Origin of the sequence: Dactylosporangium fulvum, from assembly GCF_025137375.1 — a bacterium.
Taxonomy (GTDB): Bacteria; Actinomycetota; Actinomycetes; order Mycobacteriales; family Micromonosporaceae; genus Dactylosporangium; species Dactylosporangium fulvum.
Window position 1 is genome coordinate 5,336,644 of record NZ_CP073720.1, and the last position, 18,705, is coordinate 5,355,348.

The window sequence follows — 18,705 nt, forward strand, 5'->3', positions numbered from 1 at the left end:
TCTCTACACTGTATAACGTGATTGACGCGAAGCACATACGCAAGCGCTACGGGGACAAGGCCGCCCTCGACGGGCTGGACCTCAACGTCCCGGCCGGCTCGATCCACGGGCTGCTCGGGCCGAACGGCGCGGGCAAGACCACCCTGGTGCGGGTGCTGTCCACGCTCGTCCGGGCGGACGGCGGCACCGCACGGGTCGCCGGCTTCGACGTGGCCCGCCAGCCCGACCGGGTCCGCGGCGCGATCGGGCTGGTCGGCCAGCACGCGGCGGTCGACGAGGTCCTCAGCGCCACCCAGAACCTCGTCATGTTCGGCCGCCTCTGCCACCTGCCGGCCGCCCGCGCCCGGCAGCGGGCCGCCGAGCTGCTGGACCGGTTCGGGCTGGCGGACACCGGCGACAAGGCGGTGCAGCACTTCTCCGGCGGGATGCGCCGCCGCCTCGACCTGGCCGCCGGGATGGTCCTCGCCCCGCGGGTGCTGTTCCTGGACGAGCCGACCACCGGCCTCGACCCGCGCGGGCGGGCCGAGGTGTGGGCGGCGGTCCGCCGGCTCGCCGCCGACGGCACCACCGTGCTGCTCACCACGCAGTATCTCGACGAGGCCGACCAGCTGGCCGACCGGATCTCCGTCGTCGACCGCGGCCGGGTCGTCGCCGACGGCACACCCGACGAGCTCAAGTCCCGGCTCGGCGACGACCGCCTGGAGGTCGTCGCCCGCCACACCGCGGACGTGGCGGCGCTCGCCGACGCGCTGGCCGCGTTCGGCCCGGTGACCGTCGACCCGGACCGCCGCCGGGTGACCGTCTCGGTCCACGACCGCATCGCGGCCCTCGGCGCGGCCATGCGGTTCGACGTCGAGGACGTCACACTGCGCCGCCCCACGCTCGACGAAGTGTTCCTGCACCTGACCGGACAGGAGGTCGCCACCGCATGAAGTGGGCACTGCACGACGGCTGGGTGATGACCCGCCGGGAGCTCGCGCACCTCGCCCGGCAACCCGCCCAGGTCCTCCTGACCCTGCTGTTCCCGGTCCTGCTGGTGGTGATGTTCGCGTTTGTCCTCGGCGGCGGGATGAGCGTCGCCGGCGGGGGAGACTACCGCGAGTACCTCCTGCCCGGCATGTTCGCGATGACCATGCTCTTCGGGGTCGAGTCGACGTTCCAGGCGATCGCCACCGACCTCAACCGCGGGGTGACGGACCGGTTCCGCTCGCTGCCGATGTCCCCGTCCGCGCAGGTCCTCGGCCGCAACCTCGCCGACCTGCTGACCTCCGCGCTCGGCCTGCTGGTGATGATCGGCTGCGGGCTCGCGGTCGGCTGGCGCTGGCACAACGGCCTCCTCGACGCCCTGGCCGCGGTCGGCCTGCTGCTCCTGCTGCGCTTCGCCGTGCTGTGGGTCGGCGTGTACCTCGGCCTCGTCAGCCGCAACGCCCAGCTGCTGATCGCGGTCCAGATCCTGGTGTGGCCGTTCGCGTTTCTGTCCAGCGCGCTCGCGTCGCCGGCCGACATGCCGTCCTGGCTCGGCGCGCTGTCGGCGTGGAACCCGCTGTCGGCGACCGCGGACGCGGCCCGGGCCCTGTTCGGCAACCCGGGCGGCGGCGGCACATGGAAGGCTGTCGTGTGGCCGCTCGCACTCGTCGCGGTCTTCTTCCCGCTGTCGGTGCGGCAGTATCGGAGGTTGTCCCGATGAGCGGCGGGTGGGCTATCGTAGAGCGTTCGGGCAACAAAAAAGACGCCTTGCGGCGTCCGACTGCAACGAAATATAGCCGACTGGAGACGGATTGTCAAACTCATCCGACACAGCCGACCTCGCCGAGGAGCAGGAGCACGTCACCACGCTCTACAAGCACCTCGACGTCCTCCGGGAGGAGGCATCGGCGCAGCTGACGAGGGCATTGCTGCAGAGCGGCGGCACACCCGGCGACCGCTCCCACCGGGACTCCGCCACCACGATGTACAGCGAACGCGTCGCGCAGTACGGCGCGGTGGAAAACGGCCTGTGCTTCGGCCGGCTCGACTTCGCCGACGGCGAACGGCGCTACATCGGCCGTATCGGCATCTTCGACGAGCAGCACGACTACGAGCCGCTGCTCATCGACTGGCGCGCCCCGGCGAGCCGCCCCTTCTACCTGGCCACCGCCGCCGCACCCGACGGGGTGCGGCGCCGCCGCCACATCCGCACCGAGCGACGCCGGGTCACCGGCCTCGACGACGAGGTCCTCGACCTCAACGAGACCCACGGCACCGGCCGCGGCGCCCACGACGGCGTCACCGGCGAGGCGGCCCTGCTGTCGGCGCTCAACGCCAGCCGTACCGGCCGGATGAAGGACATCGTCGAGACCATCCAGGCCGAGCAGGACCACGTCATCCGCGCCGACCTGGGCGGGGTCCTCGTCGTGCAGGGCGGGCCCGGCACCGGCAAGACCGCCGTCGCGCTGCACCGGGCCGCGTACCTGCTCTACACCCACCGGCAGATGCTGTCGTCGCGGGTCGTGCTCATCGTCGGGCCGAACACCACCTTCCTGAAGTACATCTCCCAGGTCCTGCCCTCCCTCGCCGAGACCGGCGTGCTGCTGGGCACCATGGGCGACCTGTTCCCGGGGGTGGTCGCGCACCGGGAGGAGCCCGCCGAGATCGCCGAGATCAAGGGCCGGGTCGAGATGGTCGACGTGCTCGCCGCCGCGGTCCGCGACCGCCAGCGAGTGCCCGACGAGCCGCTGACCCTGCGCCTGGAGATGCTCGACGGCGACCGGGTCCTGCTCGAGCCGGCCGTCATCGAGGACGCCCGCGAGCGCGCCCGGCGCTCCGGCAAGCTGCACAACCTGGCCCGCCCGACGTTCGACACCGAGATCATCCACGCGTTGTCGCTGGTCGTCGCCGACACGATCGGCGTCGACCCGTATGCCGACGATCCGCTCGGCGGCGACGACGCACCCGGCGACCCGCAGATCCTGGACGAGGCCGACCTCGCCGAGATCCGCCGCGAGCTGCGCAACGAGCCCGAGGTGCTCGGCGCCCTCGACTGGCTGTGGCCGATCCTCACGCCGCAGCAGCTGGTCGCCGGGCTCTTCGCCGCCGACGCGCGGCTCGCGGCGGCCGGCGCGTCGCCGCTGCTGAAGCGGTCGCCGCGGAAGGGCTGGACCGCGGCCGACGTGCCGCTGCTCGACGAGGCCGCCGAGCTGCTCGGCGAGGACGACACCGTCCGGGAGATCATCGAGGAGCGGCGCCGCCGGCAGCGCATCGCCTACGCGGAGGGCGCGCTCGAGATCGCGTACGGATCACGCTCCATCGACCTGGAGGACGAGGACGACCCGGAGCTGCTGTCCGTCACCGACCTGCTCGAGGCCGACCGGCTCGCCGAGCGCCACGACGAGGGCGAGGCGCTCACCCCGGCCGAGCGGGCCGCCGCCGACCGCAAGTGGGCCTTCGGGCACATCATCGTCGACGAGGCGCAGGAGCTCTCGCCGATGGCGTGGCGGCTGCTGATGCGCCGCTGCCCGAGCCGGTCGATGACCGTCGTCGGCGACGTCGCGCAGACCGGCGACCTCGGCGGCGCGGCCTCGTGGGGCGGTGCCTTGGCGCCGTACGTCGGGGACCGCTGGCGGCTGCGGGAGCTCACCGTCAACTACCGCACCCCGACCGAGATCATGGCGGTCGCCGCGCGGGTCCTGGCCGACATCGACCCGGCTCTGGAGCCGCCGCGCTCGGTCCGCGAGGCCGGCACCGAGCCGTGGATCCGCGGTGTGGCGCCCGCTCGGCTGGCCGACGCCCTCGCCGAGGCGGTCGCCGCGGAGGCCGAGGCCGCGGGGGAGGGACGGCTGGGGGTGATCGTCCCCACCGGGCTGCTCGATGAGTTGGCACCGGTTGTGCTGCGCACCGTCGGGGACGCCGCCGTCGGCGACGAGCCGGAGCTGTCGTCCCGGGTCGTGGTGCTCACCGTCAAGCAGGCCAAGGGCCTGGAGTTCGACGGTGTCGTGGTGGTCGACCCCGAGCGGATCGTCGAGGAGTCACCCCGCGGCGCCAACGACCTCTACGTCGCGCTCACCCGCGCCACCCAGCGGCTCGGGATGCTGCACCCGGGCACACTCCCCGACTCGCTGCATGCCGTGGTGGGAATATAACGTTGCCGGGTGCCCCCGTTTGACGTGCTCGCCGAACCGACCCGCCGCCGGATCCTCGACGTGCTCCTGGAAGGGCCGCAGCCGGTCGGCGCGCTGACCGAGCGGCTCGGCCTGACCCAGCCCGGCACCTCGAAGCACCTGCGGGTGCTGCGGGAGGCCGGGCTGGTCGCCGTGCGGCAGGACGCCCAGCGTCGCTGGTACGAGCTGCGGCCCGAGCCCCTCGCGGAGATCGACGCCTGGCTCGCGCCTTATCGACGCCTGTGGTCGCGGCACCTGGACCGCCTGGAAGCCGTCCTCGACGAAGACACGGACGGCTGAAGCAAAGGTGGGAGCGTGATGGGTCGGACTCCAGCACGCTCACCGAACCGACGTGAGCGTAGCAACCCCCGAAATGCCCCCTCCGAGGGCGGGGTCCACCTGTGCCCGCCCTCCCAGCCGCCCCGGTCCCCGACGGTGGACCCTGGTCGCGTTCCGGCGCCCGTTTTCATGATCGCGGAGCTTTCCCTGGGTTCCAGGAGCCTGTTGCGTAATTCGCTGGGACAGCGTCGGCAGCCAACTACGCGCCGATCTTGGAGTTGTGGCGCCATGAACCTCCGAATTTGTCCGGATTTGTCAAGGACACAACTCCAAGATCGGCGCGGTTTTGTCGGGGTTGACGCGCGAGAGATCCGAATTGCGCAACAGGCTTCCAGGCCCCGAAAAACTCCGCGATCGTGAACGGGCTCAACGACGGGCGGTGACAGCTCGCGCAGCTGCGCGGAGGGGGCCCGCCGTGACGTCGGCCGCTCGCAGGCATGCCGAGCCTGGGGCGGCAGGCCCGGCGCATGATCACGGACGTTTTTGCGGGGTTCCAGCCCACCAGAAGCTCCGCGATCACGCACCGGGCCGCTCGCCGCTCGTGGTGCTGCCGGTCCCGGTCGCGCGCCACCGCCCCACGGCCGCACCGCGCTGCCGGGAGCGTCCCGCTGCTGCGGGCGGCCGGTCGTGCGGAGGCTCAGGCGGCGACGTCGCGGCGGACCGCGGCCGCTGTGTGTGAGTGCTCGGCCTTGAGCAGCTGCTCGGGGGTGCCCTCGAAGATGACCTGGCCGCCGCCGCTGCCGCCCTCCGGGCCCAGGTCGATGATCCAGTCGGCGTTTTTGATGACGTCGAGGTTGTGCTCGATGACGATGACCGAGTTGCCCTGGCTGACGAGGCGCTCGATGATGTCGAGCAGGTGTTTGATGTCGGACATGTGCAGGCCCGTCGTGGGCTCGTCCATGACGTAGACGGTGCCCGACTTGTACAGCTCCGTCGCGAGTTTCACCCGCTGGCACTCGCCGCCCGACAACGTGCTCAGCGGCTGGCCGAGCCGCAGGTAGTCGAGGCCCACGTCGACCATGGCCCGCAGGATCGGCTGGAGCTTCGGCTCCGGGAAGAACTCGGCCGCCTCCTCCGCGGTCATGTCGAGCACCTCGGCGATCGACCGGCCGCGCAGCTTGTGCCGCAGCACCTCGGGCCGGAACCGCTGGCCCTCGCACTCCTCGCACGCCGACTTGAGCCCGTCCATGAACGCCAGGTCGGTGTAGATGATCCCGAGGCCCTGGCAGGCCGGGCAGGCACCTTTGGAGTTGAAGCTGAACAGGCCCGGGCTTACCTTGTTGGCCTTGGCGAACAGGGACCGGATCTCGTCCATCATCCCCGTGTACGTCGCCGGGCTCGACCGGATCGACGCGCCGACCGCGCTCTGGTCGATGACGATCGCCTCCGGGTGCTGCGCCAGGAACGCCTCGTTGACCAGGGAGCTCTTGCCCGAGCCGGCGACCCCGGTGACGACGGTCAGCACACCGGTGGGGACGTCGACGGTGACCTTCTTGAGGTTGTGCACGGCGGCGTCGGCGACGGTCATGACGCCGGTGCCCTGCCGCACGCCGGTCTTCAGCGGGAGCTTGTGCCGCATGTACCGCCCGGTGAGCGTCGGCGCGTCGACCAGCTCGGCGACGGTGCCGGCGAAGACGACCGCGCCGCCGTGCGCGCCGGCCCTCGGGCCGATGTCGATGACGTGGTCGGCGATGTCGATGACGTCGCGGTCGTGCTCGACGACGAGGACCGTGTTGCCCTTGTCGCGCAGCTTACGCAGCAGCGTGTTGAGCCGGGCCACGTCACGGGCGTGCAGGCCGACGCTGGGCTCGTCGAAGATGTACATCATCTCGGTGAGCGCGCTGGACAGGTGCCGGACCATCTTGATCCGCTGTGACTCGCCGCCGGACAGCGTGGCGGTCTCCCGGTCGAGGCTCAGGTAGCCCAGCCCGATGGTGACGAGGTTGCCGACCCGGTCGATCAGGCTCTCCACCATCGGCGCGCCGACCGGGTCGCGGAACGTGCCGAGCACCTCGACGAGCTCGGTGGCCTCCATCGCGGACAGGTCGACGATGGAGTGGCCGTCGATGCGGCAGTCGCGGGCGGCCTCGTTGAGCCGGGCGCCGTCGCAGGCCGGGCAGACCCGCTCGGTGACGAACCGCCGGATCGTCTGCCGGCTACGCTCGGACAGCTCGGAGGTGTCGCGCTTGATGAAGAGCCGGTTGAACTTCTCCACGGCGCCCTCGTAGGCGGCGTTCATCGGGGCGCCCTGCACGTCGATCGGGATCTTCGTGCGGGCGTGGAGCAGGTTGTGCCACTCCTCGTCGCTGTACTGCGACAGCGGCTTGTCCAGGTCGAAGAAGCCCGAAGCGGCGAACATCCTGAAATACCACGTCGAGGGCTGGAAGTCCGGGTGCAGCAGCGCACCCTCGTTGAGCGAGCGGCTGCGGTCGAGGAACGCGTCGAGGTCGAGCGTGGTGGTGCGGCCGAGGCCCTCGCACTCGGGGCACATGCCCTGCGGGTCGTTGAACGAGAACGCGTTGGAGTGCCCGACGTGCGGCTGCCCGATCCGGGAGAACAGCAGCCGCAGGATCGCCGAGATGTCGGTGATCGTGCCGACCGTCGAGCGGGACCCTCCGCCGAGCCGCTTCTGGTCCACGACGATCGCCGCCGACAGGTTGTCCACGGAGTCGAGGTCGGGCTGGCCGTACTTCGGCAGGCGTGCCCGGGCGAACGCGGTGAACGTCTCGTTGAGCTGGCGCTGTGCCTCCGCGGCGATGGTGTCGAAGACGAGCGACGACTTGCCCGATCCGGAGACGCCGGTGAAGACGGTGATCGCGCGCTTGGGCACCTCGACCGTCACGTTGCGGAGGTTGTTCTCCCGGGCTCCGACGATCCTGATCCGGTCCATGGTCCGGTCCAACGTGCTGTCGCTCCCTCGGGTCGGTGAACAGGCAGATCTAATACTATACACTGTATGACATTGGGATGGTGAGCTCCGCCACGACCGCCCGGTGGTCGCTGCCCGGGGTGACCCTGGTGGCGACGGCACGCACCCCGATCCGCCGGTCGACCAGCACGTGGTCGATGGTCACCGGCAGCAGCCGCAACAGCCGCGTCGCCCCGCGGAACGGCCAGGTCGGCAACAGGCCCCGGCCCCGCCCGGCGGCCGCGTCGCGGTAGCCGGTGCGTAGCAACCGCCGCAACGGCCCGTGGTCGAGCGTCGAGTTGAAGTCACCGAGCAGCACCCGCGGTGCCGGACCGGACCCGGCAGGCGGCTGGGCGGCCAGGTCCCGCGCCCAGCCGCCGGTGCGGCCGGGATGGGGTGCGCACGGATGCGCCGACTCGACGAGCACCGGCCCGGCGCCGGGCACCAGCACCGTCGCCATGGCCTGCTGCACCCCGGACGGGAGCCGCCGCACCGGCTCGTGCCCCGGATCGGACACGATCGGATGCCGGCTGAACACCGCCGAGCCGAAACCCCGCGACTTCGGACACGCGGACCGGAACGGCAGCAGCCCGCCGACCCCGGCCCGGTCCAGCTCCTCCAGCGCGCCCCGGCTCAGCTCCTGCAGGGCGAGCACGTCGACGTCGTCGACCTTCGCCTGCTCGAGCAGCGCCCGCACGTCACCGCGGTCGTAGAGCAGGTTGGCCGTCATGACCCGCAGCCGCACCCCCGCACCGGCCCGCCGGCCGGGCATCAGCCGCGGCACGACGACCGCCGCCAGGATCGCCCCGCCGGCCAGGCACACGGCCGCCGGTGCCCAGGCCCCGTCCAGCGCGGCGGCCGCCCCGGCGAGCAGCGCCGCCACCGCCGCATACGGTGTGTAGGCCAACAGCTGCACCAGCGGGGTGCCCCGCTCGGCGCCGGTCAGCCGCACCAGCGCGAACCCGGCGACCAGAACCGCGATCACCCACCACAACACCGCCACGATCCGAACCGTACCGGCGAGGACTGACAATTCCTGACCGGTATTCGGGGGACTTCGGACCCGCTCGACGCCGGTCACACTCGACGCCGGTCACGCCGAGAGGCGGCGCTCCAGCGGCGTGCGGAACCGCGGGGTCACCCGTACCCCGTCGAGCCACCCCTCCAGGTCGGCGGCGGCACCGCCGACGGCCCGGCGGACCGCGGCCGGGACGTCCTCCAGCAGCTCCACGGCCACCTCGCCGGACGGCCGCTGCGCCCACCCGCCCACGACCCGCCCGCCGGCCCACACCGTCGGCCCGGGATTGCCGGAGCGGTCGAACAGCGCCGGGGCGTGCGGCCCGAGGTACCACTCCCGGCTCGTCCAGCCCATGACGGTCGGGTCGAGCGCCGGCAGCAGCGCCACCCAGGGCTCCGGCTCGGCGACCGGGTCGACGTCGTCGGCCAGCACGTATCCGGTGTCGCCGCCGTCGAGTGTCACCGGCACGGCGGCCAGCGCGGCGAGCGCGGCCTTGACCTGCGTCAGCGTCCAGCCGGTCCACCACTTCAGGTCGGCGGCGGTGCCGGGGCCGTTGCGGGCCAGCCAGGCCCGGACCAGCTCGGTCCGGGCGGCGGCCGGATCCAGGGCCGGCAGCCCGCCGTCGGGCAGCCACCCGTCGGCCGTCGACCACAGGTACTGGCTGGACAGCCACGAGCCGACCGGCCGGCCCCGCACGATCCGCCCGTCGGCGGCGAGCAGGAACAGCACCCGGCTGGTGACGTACTGGCTGCCCTGCGGGAACACCATCTGGCTGCGTAGCCGCGGCTCGTCGACGGCCAGCTGCGCGGCGGTGGCGGATCCGCGGGCGGCGAGCGCACGGTACGTCGCCTCCTCCACGTCCGCGAGCCAGTCCGCGTCGCCGACGCCGGACTCGGTGAGATGCCGCACGAGCAGCTTCCGCTGGTCGGCGGCGACCGCCCGGGTGGCCGCGGCCTGCACCACCGGCGCGAACCCGGTCGGCACGACGAACATGGTGCGTCGCATGCCGAGCATCCGCAGGAGCGTTCGCCGCTCGTACAACGCCTCCTCCACGGTCTCCACGAGCGGCGCGTGCAGCCGGGCGGCGACGGCCAGGTGGACGGTGGCCGCGTCGGTCGCGTGCAGCGCCACGAGGTCGGCGGTGACGTCCTGCGGCCCGCGGTCCGGCGGGACGGGTCCGGCGAGGGCGTGCCGCCACGCCAGCCGGGCGCGGCGCTGATCGGTGCTGATGTGCGGGGTCATCGTGTGTTCATACCGTGCCGGGGCAGCCGGCATCGCCACGCCATCCCGTTCCGGGCGCGTGCAGAGGAGTCAGGCGTCGTCCTTGCGGCGCCACGAGTCCACGTACAGGGCGATCAGGATCAGCACGACGGCCGCCAGGCCGAGCATGATCCAGACGAAAACGGCATTGCCCCCCATGTATCGACGGTACCGAACCCGCGACGAACGGGCGTCGCACGCAGGAGTGACAGCCCGGCTTGATACCGTCCGGGCGATGACCATCTCCGTGTCCACCGAGTTCGTCCTGGCCAACACCCGCCTCGCCGCCGTGCCGCTGGCCCCCGAGGTGCGCCTGCACCTGGCCGAGGAGGCCATCGAGCTGTGGCAGCGGACCGAGGCCGGCCAGGGCGGCGCGCAGCTGCCGCCGCCGTTCTGGGCGTTCGCGTGGGCGGGCGGGCAGGCCCTCGCCCGGCACGTGCTCGACCACCCGGACCTCGTCGCCGGCCGGCGCGTGCTCGACCTGGCCGCCGGCTCCGGACTGGTGGCGATCGCCGCGATGCGGGCCGGCGCCGCGCACGTCACCGCCGTCGAGATCGACCCGCTCGCGGTCGCCGCGATCGAGGTCAACGCCCACGCCAACGAGGTGGACGTCACAGCCGTGCTCGGTGACGTCCTCGACCGGGACGCCGACGCGGAAGTCGTACTGGCCGGCGACGTCTTCTACAGCCGCGAGATGACCACCCGCGTGCTCGGTTTCCTGCGCAGGGCCGCGGCCGGCGGCGCGACGGTGCTGGCCGGCGACCCGGGCCGGGCCTACCTGCCGAAGGAGCACCTGAGCCTCGTGGCCACCTACGACGTGCCGGTGCCGCAGACACTCGAAGACACGCCGATCAAGCGCACCACGGTCTGGCGGGTGAATCCCTAGACTCTGCGGCGATGTCCACCCCGCTGCCCGTGCCGAACCCGGCTGCGCCGTCGGGTGGCCTGACCGACTTCACCGAGGGCTGGCTCGCCAACCGGCGGCTGTCGGCACACACGAAGGCGGCCTACCGCCGCGACGTCCAGCAGTTCCTCGCCTGGTGCGCCGCCCGCGACCTCGACCCGCTGCGCGCCTCGTTCCTGCACGTCAACGCCTACGCCCGCGATCTGGAATCCACTGTGGACGGCCGGACCGGCCGGATCCTCGCCCCGGCGAGCGTGGCCCGGAAACTGTCGGCGCTGTCCAGCTGGTACCAGTTCCTGCTGCGCCTGGAGGCGGTGACCAGCAACCCTGTCGGCGGCGCCGACCGGCCCCGGGTGGCCCGGGACGTGTCGGCGACGGTCGGGCTGAGCGCCACCGAGGTCGACGCGATGCTCGCCGCCGCCGCGCGGCTGGCCGGCCCGACCGCCGCCCGGGACCGCGCCGTGCTGGCGCTGCTGGCCGACCTCGGCCTGCGGGTCGGTGAGGTCGTCGCCCTCGACGTCGACGACGTCGGCGCGGAGCGCGGCCACCGCACGGTCCGGTTCACCGGCAAGGGCGGCAAGCCGCGCCGCCGGGCGCTGACCCCGGCCGCCGTGCACGCCCTGGAGGAGTACCTGGCGGTGCGCGGCGGCGCCGACGGGCCGCTGTTCACCACCGCGACCGGCGGCCGGGTCGACCGGCACGCCGTGTTCCGGCTGGTGCGGCGGCTGGCCCGGGACGCCGGCGTGCCCGCGTGGGAGCGGCTGTCGCCGCACTCGCTGCGCCACGCGTTCGCCACCGCCGCCCGCGACGAGGGCGTGCCCCTGGAGGACGTGCAGGACGCCATGGGGCACGCCGACCCGCGGACCACCCGCCGCTACGACCGGGACCGGCACAACCTGGACCGCGACCCGGCCTACGCGCTGGCCGCCGCCCGGGCCCGCCGCCGCCAGGCCCGCTGACCGGGCCTGTTGACCGGGTCGGCTGGTCAGACCAGCTGGTCGAAGTGTTCGTGCAGGTCGGGCGACACGTCCGACTGCCCGAGTCTGCGCAGCGTCCACAGCGACGCGAGCAGCGCGGGCCGCTCGTCGCCGCGGTCCAGCGCCCACGCCGCGTGCTCCAGCAGCAGCGCCGCGGTCAGGGCGTGGCCCATCCGCAACGCCAGCTCCCGCGCGCCGGCCACGACCCGCGGCGAGCGGGGGTCCGCCGCCGCGGTCTCCACGTCGGCGGCGAGCCGCCGCGCCGCCGCGACCAGCGCCTCGGCGACGCCCGGCAGCCCGGACGCCGCCGCGTCCGCGGCGATCTCGAACCGGTGCAGCAGCGGCCGCGCACCCTCACCGGCCGCCAGCCCACGCAGCACGTCGACGGAGAGCACGTTGGTGGTGCCCTCCCAGATCGGCAGCACCTGCGCGTCGCGCAGCAGCCGCGGGACGCCGGTGTCCTCGACGTAGCCGGCGCCGCCGAACGACTCCAGGTACTCACTCGCCGACGCCACCGCGAGCCGGCCGGTGACCAGCTTCGCCAGCGGCGCCACCAGCCGCAGCTCGGCCGCGGCGGCGGCGTCACCGGTCTCGGCCCGGCCGAGCAGCGCGAACGCGTGCGCGGCGAGCGCGAACGCACCGGCGGCGTCGACGGCCAGCCCGCCGAGCGTCGCCCGGTGCAGCGGGTTGTCGAGCAACCGGCCGCCGGCCACGGCCCGCTCGGCGGCGTAGCTCAGCGCGTATTCGAGGCCGCGGCGCATCCCACCGGCCGCCGCGGCGGCGTTGTGCAGCCGGGTCACCACGACGAGCGTCATCATCGTCGCCAGCCCGGGACTCGCCGGGTCGCCGAGCGGGTAGGCGACCACGTCGTCGAGGCGCACCTCACCGGTCGGCACGGCCCGGGTGCCGAGCTTGTCCTTGAGTCGCAGCACCTGCAGCCCGGCCGCCGGGGAACGCCCGTCGGCGCCGTAGCGCGGCACGAGGAACGGCACCAGGTTGCGGCTGCCGGGCCCGGCGCTCTCCGGCCGGGCCAGCGCGACCGCCATCGCCGAGTCGATCGCCGAGCAGAACCACTTGTCGCCGGTGAGCAGCCAGCCGCCGCGCCCGTCGGGCCGCGCGGTCGTGGTCGACCGGGCGATGTCCGACCCGCCCTGCGACTCGGTCATCCACTGCCCGGACGTCACCGCCACCGCCGGGTCCGTGGTGGTCAGCCGTTCCAGCCATGGGAGGTGTACCTCCTGTGCCGTGCCCGGCAGCGACAGCAGCGCGGCGGCACCGTCGGCCATGGCGACCGGGCAGGTGAACGTCGCGGACTCCGGCCCCCACAGGTGCAGCAGCGCCTGCTGCACGACCCGGGCACCGGCGCCCCAGGCGGCGCGGGCCTCGGGCAGGTACGGCAGCGCGACCACGGCGTGGCGGGCGGCGGAGGCCCGCAGCGTCTGCCAGCCGGCGGACGTGTCGATCCGTTCGACCCGGTTGCCCCACGCGTCGAACCGGGTCAGCACCGGCGGGTGCGTCTCGGCGTCGTGGTGCGCGGCGCGCAGCGGCCCGAGGACCTCGGCGGACAGCTCGGCGAGGCGTCCCTTGGCAGCGGCGTGGCCGTCCTCGCCGAGCAGCCGGTCGAGCCAGCCGCGCAGCTGCGGGTCGCCGGTGTACGGGTCGCGAAGCACCGGCGGGTTCTGCACGAATCGCGTCATACCGCCGAGGTTACCGCCCGGTACGCCGGGGTGGGGGCTCAGACCAGCCGCAGCTGCCCCTCCGCGCGGGCCGCCGGGCCCAGGTCGCCGGTGCGGTGGTGACGGCGGCACAACACCTGGTAGTGCACGTCCTTGTGGTCGGTTTCGGTGTCGGCGTCGGTCGTGTCGCCGATGACCACCTGGTCGCCCTCCCGGGCGATCGTGCCGTCGACGACCCGCGCGTTGAGCAGGCCCGGCCGGCCGCACCAGCACAGCACCTCGACCTGGACCCGGGTCACCTCGTCGGCCAGCTCGAACAGCCGCTGCGCGGCCGGGAACAGGCTGGTGCGGAAGTCGGTGGCCAGCCCGAACGCGTAGACGTCGACGTCGGACGTGTCGACCAGATCGGCGAGCTGCTCGATCTGCTCGACCGTGTAGAAGCTCGCCTCGTCGCAGATGAGGTAGTCGACCCGGATCCCCTTCGCCCACCGCTCCCGCACCAGCAGCCGCAGGTCGAGACCCTGGTCGACGTCGACGGCCTCCTTGCCCAGCCCGATGCGGGTGCTCAACCGGCCGGGCCCGGCCCGGTCGATCGTCGTCAGGACCAGGCCGTGGCGGCCCTGCCGGGCGTGGTTGTAGTCCATCTGCAGCGCGAGGGTGGACTTGCCGCAGTCCATCGGCCCGTAGAAGAACTTCAGCGAGCCACCGCGCCGCAGCCGGCTGTCGCCGGCGGCCACGCAGGAATCGGGATCGTCGTTGGGTGGGGTCACGACGGCTGAGCCTACTTCAGCCGCCCCGGCGCGACCCGCAGCCGCTGCTCGGCGACCGCCGGGCCGGTGGGTCCGGTCGCTACAACCGTGCCGGCGGGGTGTTGCCGGCCTGTTCGATCGCCCGGCGGATCGGCACCGCCAGCAGCGCGAAGAACCCGACGACGAAGAACACCAGCAGCGAGATGATCGCCACCCGGTAGCTGCGGGTCATGTCGTAGGCGAGGCCGAACAGCAGCGGCCCGAGCCAGCTGGTGCCCTTGTCGGAGATCTCGTAGAGCCCGAAGTACTCGCCTTCCTTGCCCTTCGGGATGAGCTGCGAGAACAGCGACCGCGACAGTGCCTGGCTGCCGCCGAGGACCAGGCCGATGCCGCCGCCGAGCGCGACGAACGGCACCGCCTCCTTCGCCGGCAGGAAGTACGCGATGAGGACGATCACCGTCCACAGCACCAGGCTGAGCAGCAACGTCTTCCAGGCGCCGATCCGTTTGGCCGTCCAGCCCAGCAGCAGCGCCCCGGCGAACGCCAGGAACTGCACCATGAGGATCGTCGGCACGAGGACGTCGTCGGACAGGCCCAGTTCCTTGGTGCCGTACTGGCTGGCCAGCGCGATGACGGTCTGGATGCCGTCGTTGTAGATGAGGTACGCGACCAGGAAGGACAGCGTCAGCGGGAACGCCTTCAGGCTTTTCAGCGTGTGCCACAGCTGCCGGAACCCGTCGGTGAGCACCGAGCCGGTGCCGGCGCCGATCGACGGGTCGAGCACGACGGGCCGGTTACGCAGCCGCAGCAGCGGGATGGTCGTGAACCCGGCCCACCACAGACCGGCCGAGACGATGCTGTACCGCGCGATGTCGCCGGTCGACATGCCCAGGCTGTCCTTCATCAGCACGGCGACGACGTTGAGCAGCAGCAGGAGCCCGCCGCCGAGGTAGCCGAACGCCCAGCCGAAGCTGGAGACCCGGTCGCGGTCCTCCTCGTTCGAGATCTGCGGCAGGAACGAGTTGTAGACGACGACGGACGCGCCGAACGCGATGTTCGCGATCAGGAACAGCGCGGCGCCGAGCAGGTACCGGTCGCCGGTCAGGAACAGCATCGCGGCGGTCGCGGCGGCCCCGATGTAGGCGAACAGCGCCAGCAGTTCCTTCTTGCGCGGCGACCGGTCGGCGACGGCACCGACGACGGGCAGCACGAACACGGTCAGCAGCACCGACAGCGACACCGTGTACGGGAACAGGGCGCCGGGCGCGATCGCGATGCCCAGCGGGCGGATGACGGCGTCGTCGCAGGCGTCACCCTCGCAGCCGGCGGCCTTCTCCGCGATCGACGTCAGGTAGGGGCCGAGGAAGACGGTGACGACCGTGGTCGAGAACGCGGAGTTCGCCCAGTCGTAGAAGTACCAGCCGACCCGTTCGCGCCGGGTGCTGAGCTGCGGCGTCTTCTCCACAATGGACACGGGTCGGCCTTCCTCCGGGCAGGGTCAGTGCCAGATGCCGCGGCGGAGGTAGACGTCGCGCAGCACCTCGATGTGATCGGTCATGATGCCATCTACGCCGAGGTCGAGGAAGTGCTCGATCTGTGCGGCGTCGTCGATGGTCCACAGGTGCACCTGCAGTCCCAGCCGGTGGGCGTAGCGGACGAAGCGCGGGGAGGCCAGGCGGATCGAGCCGTACCGCGGCGGGATCTGGGCCGCCACGACACTCTCCGGCAGCTGGACCGGCCGTCCCGTCACCGACGCCGCCCACAGCCGCGCCACCTCGGTCATCCCGAGCGACGTCGCGACCCGCGGCCCCATGGCGCGGCGGATCCGGGCCAGCCGGGCCGAGGAGAATGACGCGAGCAGCACCCGGTCGTGGGCGCCGGTGCGGCGGACCACGTCGAGGGTGGGGTCGACGGCCGGGTCGGTCTTGGTGTCGATGTTGAACCGTGTCGCCGGGTGCTCCTCGAGCACCTCCTCCAGCCGCGGCACGGCCGCCGCGCCCCCGACCCGCAGCGTCCGCAGGTCCGTCCACCGTAAGTCGATCATCCGACCCGGATGCCCCAGGAGCCGTCGCAGCGTGTCATCGTGGAACACGACCGCGACCCCGTCGGCGGTGGCGTGTGTGTCCGTTTCGATGTACCGGTAGCCGAGCTCGACCGCACGAGCGAACGCCGCTGTCGTGTTCTCGTCACCGGCCGCCGCGCCGCCGCGGTGGGCGAAGCCCAGCGGTCCTGGCGCGTCGAGGTACGGGCAGTGTTGCCTCACGCGGCCAGTATGCAGCGGTCTTCGGCAGCGCGGTGCAACGGCGGGTTACGGCAGGCTTGACGGCCGACGCAGAGCGTGGAACGGCAAAGGTAGGGTGACGCACATGCGCGTGCTCGGCATCGACTTCGGCACGTCGAACACGGTCGCGATGGTCCGCAGCACAGCGGACGCCCGGATGCGACCGCTGTTGTTCGACGGCTCTCCTTTGCTGCCCTCTGCCCTGTACTTCAACACCGACGGCAAGGTCCTCGTCGGCCGTGACGCCGAGCGTAACGCGCGGCTCGACCCGGCCCGGTTCGAGCCGAACCCGAAGCGCCGCATCGACGACGGGGAGGTGTTCATCGGCGACCACCCCATGCCCGTGCCGCGCCTGTTCGCGCACGTGTTGTCGCAGGTCAGCATCGAGGCCCGCCGCCAGCTCGGCGCCGCGCCCGAGGAGGTGCGCCTCACCCACCCGGCGCGGTGGGGCGAGCGGCGCCGCTCGCTGCTGATCGAGGCGACCCGCATCGCCGGCCTCGGCACGCCCCGCCTGATCGCGGAGCCGGTCGGCGCCGCGTCCTACTTCACGGCGGTCCTCGGGTCGGCCGTTCCGGTGGGCCGCAGCCTCGCGATCTACGACCTCGGCGGCGGCACCTTCGACGCGACCGTCGTGCGCCGCACCCAGAGCGGGTTCGAGGTCCTCGCCGAGGACGGCCTGCCCGACGTCGGCGGCCTCGACTTCGACCACGCGATCATCGAGCACCTCGGCAAGACGTACTCCGACGGCCGCAGGGAGAAGTGGGAGGCTCTGGCGAACCCGACGGACGCCTCGGACCGGCGGCTGCGCCGGATGCTGTACGAGGACGTGCGGGGCGCGAAGGAGATGCTGTCGCGGACCGCGTCGACGGACATCCACCTGCCGTCGATGGACATCGACGCGCACCTCACCCGGGAGGAGCTGGAGACCCTCGTCCGGCCCTACCTGGAGCGGACCGTGTCGTGCCTGTCCCGGGCGATCGAGTCGGCGCGGCTGCAGCCGAAGGACCTGGTCGGCATCTTCCTGGTCGGCGGGTCGTCGCGGATCCCGCTCGCCGCGCACCTGATCCACACCGAGCTGGGGGTGGCGCCGACGACGCTGGAGCAGCCGGAGACGGTGGTGGTCGAGGGCGCGTTGTGCATCGGCGCCGCGGTGACCCCGGTCCGCGCGTCCGGCATGCCCCGCACGGTGACGCCCCCGCCGCAGCCGCAGCGTCCGGTCCCGCCGGTGCAGCGGCCGACGCCGCCGGTGTCGGCGGTGCCGATGTCCCCGGCGACGCACGCTCCGGTGTCGGCGGCTCCCATGTCGGGTGTCCCGGTCTCCCCGGCGGTGCAGCGCCCGCCGGCCCAGCCGGTTGTGCAGCCGGTCGTGCAGCCGCAGCGGCCGGTGACCCCGCCGCCGGTGGCCCGCCCGCCCGTGCAGCCGCCGCCGGTGCAGCAGCGTCCCGCGGTGCAGCCCCAGCCGGTGTTCCGCCCGCAGCCGCCGCCGGTGCAGCCGCAGCGCCCGGGCCCGTTCCCGCCGCAGACGGTCCGCCCGACCCCGCCGCAGCCGGACGACGACGGCAGTGAGCGCAACTGGATCGCCGTGATCGTGGTGGTCCTGGTCCTGGTGGTGATCCTGTTCGCGGTGCTGCTGAAAACCGCGTTCTGACCCCGGCCAGCAGTCGTACGTGACCCGCGTACCGCCCGCGGCCCCACCGGCCGCGGGCGGTACGCGGGTGTGTTACGCCTGCGGGGCCCAGTAGTTGGCCAGCGTGCTGGTGGCCGGGTCCTCGGAGCCGAGCAGGAAGCTCCACGGGTCGCCGCCGTCGGGGACGGCGGCGCCGTCGTAGGTGGCGAGGTCGGCCGGTGGGGCGGGGTCGTCGATCACGACGGCCGGGTCGAAGGCCGCGGACAGGTCGTGGTCGGGGCCGCCCAGGACGTCGACGTCCGTCCAGGGGTAGCCGTCGACGGGCTCCGGCGGCCCCTCCAGGTGGAGTTCGGCCGGGAACGGCACCTCGTGCCAGGCCGGGTCGTCGCCGAGGGCGTCGACGTCGGGGTCGGTGCCGAACGCCGCCGGGTTGTCGACCGGGTCGTCCCCGGCCGGGTCCCCGGCGTCGCCCACGTCACCCGGGTCGCCGGTGCCGGCGTCGAACCCGGTGGAGGTGAGGTCGGCGGGCTGGTCGTGGTGGCCGTAGTCGGCGGCGACGCTGTGGTCGTAGTCCTCGGCGGCGTGCTCGGTGCCGAGCGGCTCCTCCAGGTCGTCGGCGCCCGTGTGGGCGTCGTGGTGCCCGCCCAGGTCGCCGTCACCGAAGCCGCCGTCACCGAACTGGCCGCCGAGCTCGGCGCCGAACGTCTCGTGCCCGAGTCCGCCGCCGAGTTCACCGCCGAGTTCGTGGCCGCCGCCGTCAGCGCCGAGGTCGGCGGTGTCGGCGGTGTCGCCTGACTCGGACCATTCCCAGTGCCCGTCCATGGTGGAAC

15 protein-coding genes are annotated in these 18,705 nt (G+C 73.0%); 7 read left to right on the forward strand and 8 right to left on the reverse strand.

Annotation, left to right across the window (positions count from 1 at the left end; translation table 11 throughout):
- Window positions 1–8: 8 nt before the first annotated feature.
- From Dfulv_RS25105 to Dfulv_RS25120, 4 genes are all read left to right on the forward strand, one after another.
- Window positions 9–932 (forward strand): ATP-binding cassette domain-containing protein, encoded by a 924-nt coding sequence (locus Dfulv_RS25105; RefSeq protein WP_259868029.1) that lies wholly within the window; start codon window positions 9–11, stop codon window positions 930–932.
- Window positions 929–1,687: an ABC transporter permease gene (locus Dfulv_RS25110; protein WP_259855588.1), complete on the forward strand. Its 759-nt coding sequence runs from the start codon at window positions 929–931 to the stop codon at window positions 1,685–1,687. Before Dfulv_RS25105 ends, Dfulv_RS25110 begins: the two co-directional genes overlap by 4 nt.
- Before the next feature lie 91 nt (window positions 1,688–1,778).
- Window positions 1,779–4,118, forward strand: a complete 2,340-nt coding sequence (locus tag Dfulv_RS25115) for a HelD family protein (protein WP_259855590.1) — start codon at window positions 1,779–1,781, stop codon at window positions 4,116–4,118.
- A gap of 9 nt (window positions 4,119–4,127) precedes the next feature.
- Entirely contained in the window at window positions 4,128–4,436 is a 309-nt protein-coding gene (locus tag Dfulv_RS25120; protein ID WP_259855605.1) for an ArsR/SmtB family transcription factor, read from the forward strand.
- Window positions 4,437–5,112: 676 nt separating this feature from the next.
- On the opposite strand, the gene Dfulv_RS25125 is transcribed toward Dfulv_RS25120, so the two are convergent.
- The 3 genes from Dfulv_RS25125 to Dfulv_RS25135 all read right to left on the reverse strand — a co-directional run bounded on the left by Dfulv_RS25125 (window position 5,113) and on the right by Dfulv_RS25135 (window position 9,643).
- Complete coding sequence (locus Dfulv_RS25125) at window positions 5,113–7,365, reverse strand: excinuclease ABC subunit UvrA (protein WP_259855608.1); 2,253 nt, start codon at window positions 7,363–7,365, stop codon at window positions 5,113–5,115.
- 55 nt (window positions 7,366–7,420) lie between these two features.
- The gene (locus tag Dfulv_RS25130; RefSeq protein WP_259855609.1) at window positions 7,421–8,386 is read right to left on the reverse strand and encodes an endonuclease/exonuclease/phosphatase family protein; all 966 of its coding nucleotides are present in this window, start codon (window positions 8,384–8,386) and stop codon (window positions 7,421–7,423) included.
- Between the two features lie 90 nt (window positions 8,387–8,476).
- Window positions 8,477–9,643: a winged helix DNA-binding domain-containing protein gene (locus tag Dfulv_RS25135; protein ID WP_259855610.1), complete on the reverse strand. Its 1,167-nt coding sequence runs from the start codon at window positions 9,641–9,643 to the stop codon at window positions 8,477–8,479.
- 253 nt (window positions 9,644–9,896) lie between these two features.
- Here Dfulv_RS25135 and Dfulv_RS25140 point away from each other — a divergent pair, with 253 nt between their 5' ends.
- Both Dfulv_RS25140 and Dfulv_RS25145 read left to right on the forward strand, forming a co-directional pair.
- Window positions 9,897–10,547 (forward strand): class I SAM-dependent methyltransferase, encoded by a 651-nt coding sequence (locus Dfulv_RS25140; protein ID WP_259855613.1) that lies wholly within the window; start codon window positions 9,897–9,899, stop codon window positions 10,545–10,547.
- A gap of 11 nt (window positions 10,548–10,558) precedes the next feature.
- The gene (locus Dfulv_RS25145) at window positions 10,559–11,524 is read left to right on the forward strand and encodes a tyrosine-type recombinase/integrase (RefSeq protein WP_259855620.1); all 966 of its coding nucleotides are present in this window, start codon (window positions 10,559–10,561) and stop codon (window positions 11,522–11,524) included.
- A 26-nt stretch (window positions 11,525–11,550) separates the two neighbouring features.
- On the opposite strand, the gene Dfulv_RS25150 is transcribed toward Dfulv_RS25145, so the two are convergent.
- The 4 genes from Dfulv_RS25150 to Dfulv_RS25165 form a co-directional block, all read right to left on the reverse strand.
- Window positions 11,551–13,239 (reverse strand): acyl-CoA dehydrogenase family protein, encoded by a 1,689-nt coding sequence (locus Dfulv_RS25150; protein WP_259855631.1) that lies wholly within the window; start codon window positions 13,237–13,239, stop codon window positions 11,551–11,553.
- A gap of 38 nt (window positions 13,240–13,277) precedes the next feature.
- Entirely contained in the window at window positions 13,278–13,988 is a 711-nt protein-coding gene (locus Dfulv_RS25155; RefSeq protein WP_406567831.1) for a thymidine kinase, read from the reverse strand.
- 79 nt (window positions 13,989–14,067) lie between these two features.
- On the reverse strand, window positions 14,068–15,441 hold the full coding sequence (locus tag Dfulv_RS25160; RefSeq protein WP_259855633.1) for an MFS transporter: 1,374 nt from the start codon (window positions 15,439–15,441) through the stop codon (window positions 14,068–14,070).
- Between the two features lie 24 nt (window positions 15,442–15,465).
- On the reverse strand, window positions 15,466–16,230 hold the full coding sequence (locus Dfulv_RS25165; RefSeq protein ID WP_259855635.1) for a glycerophosphodiester phosphodiesterase: 765 nt from the start codon (window positions 16,228–16,230) through the stop codon (window positions 15,466–15,468).
- A 103-nt stretch (window positions 16,231–16,333) separates the two neighbouring features.
- Between Dfulv_RS25165 and Dfulv_RS25170 the strand changes: the two genes are divergently transcribed.
- On the forward strand, window positions 16,334–17,896 hold the full coding sequence (locus tag Dfulv_RS25170) for an Hsp70 family protein (protein ID WP_259855637.1): 1,563 nt from the start codon (window positions 16,334–16,336) through the stop codon (window positions 17,894–17,896).
- Window positions 17,897–17,968: 72 nt separating this feature from the next.
- On the opposite strand, the gene Dfulv_RS25175 is transcribed toward Dfulv_RS25170, so the two are convergent.
- Window positions 17,969–18,697 carry a hypothetical protein gene (locus Dfulv_RS25175; protein ID WP_259855639.1) on the reverse strand — a complete coding sequence of 243 codons (729 nt, stop codon included), beginning with the start codon at window positions 18,695–18,697 and terminating at the stop codon, window positions 17,969–17,971.
- Between the last annotated feature and the right edge of the window lie 8 nt (window positions 18,698–18,705).

What these genes read in the sequence shown, in the direction of transcription:
- Dfulv_RS25125 (WP_259855608.1), bottom strand. Translation starts at nt 7,365, where the DNA reads ATGGACCGGATCAGGATCGTCGGAGCCCGGGAGAACAACCTCCGCAAC.
- Dfulv_RS25135 (WP_259855610.1), bottom strand. Translation starts at nt 9,643, where the DNA reads ATGACCCCGCACATCAGCACCGATCAGCGCCGCGCCCGGCTGGCGTGG.
- Dfulv_RS25170 (WP_259855637.1), top strand. Translation starts at nt 16,334, where the DNA reads ATGCGCGTGCTCGGCATCGACTTCGGCACGTCGAACACGGTCGCGATG.
- Dfulv_RS25140 (WP_259855613.1), top strand. Translation starts at nt 9,897, where the DNA reads ATGACCATCTCCGTGTCCACCGAGTTCGTCCTGGCCAACACCCGCCTC.
- Dfulv_RS25110 (WP_259855588.1), top strand. Translation starts at nt 929, where the DNA reads ATGAAGTGGGCACTGCACGACGGCTGGGTGATGACCCGCCGGGAGCTC.
- Dfulv_RS25175 (WP_259855639.1), bottom strand. Translation starts at nt 18,697, where the DNA reads ATGGACGGGCACTGGGAATGGTCCGAGTCAGGCGACACCGCCGACACC.
- Dfulv_RS25150 (WP_259855631.1), bottom strand. Translation starts at nt 13,239, where the DNA reads ATGACGCGATTCGTGCAGAACCCGCCGGTGCTTCGCGACCCGTACACC.
- Dfulv_RS25145 (WP_259855620.1), top strand. Translation starts at nt 10,559, where the DNA reads ATGTCCACCCCGCTGCCCGTGCCGAACCCGGCTGCGCCGTCGGGTGGC.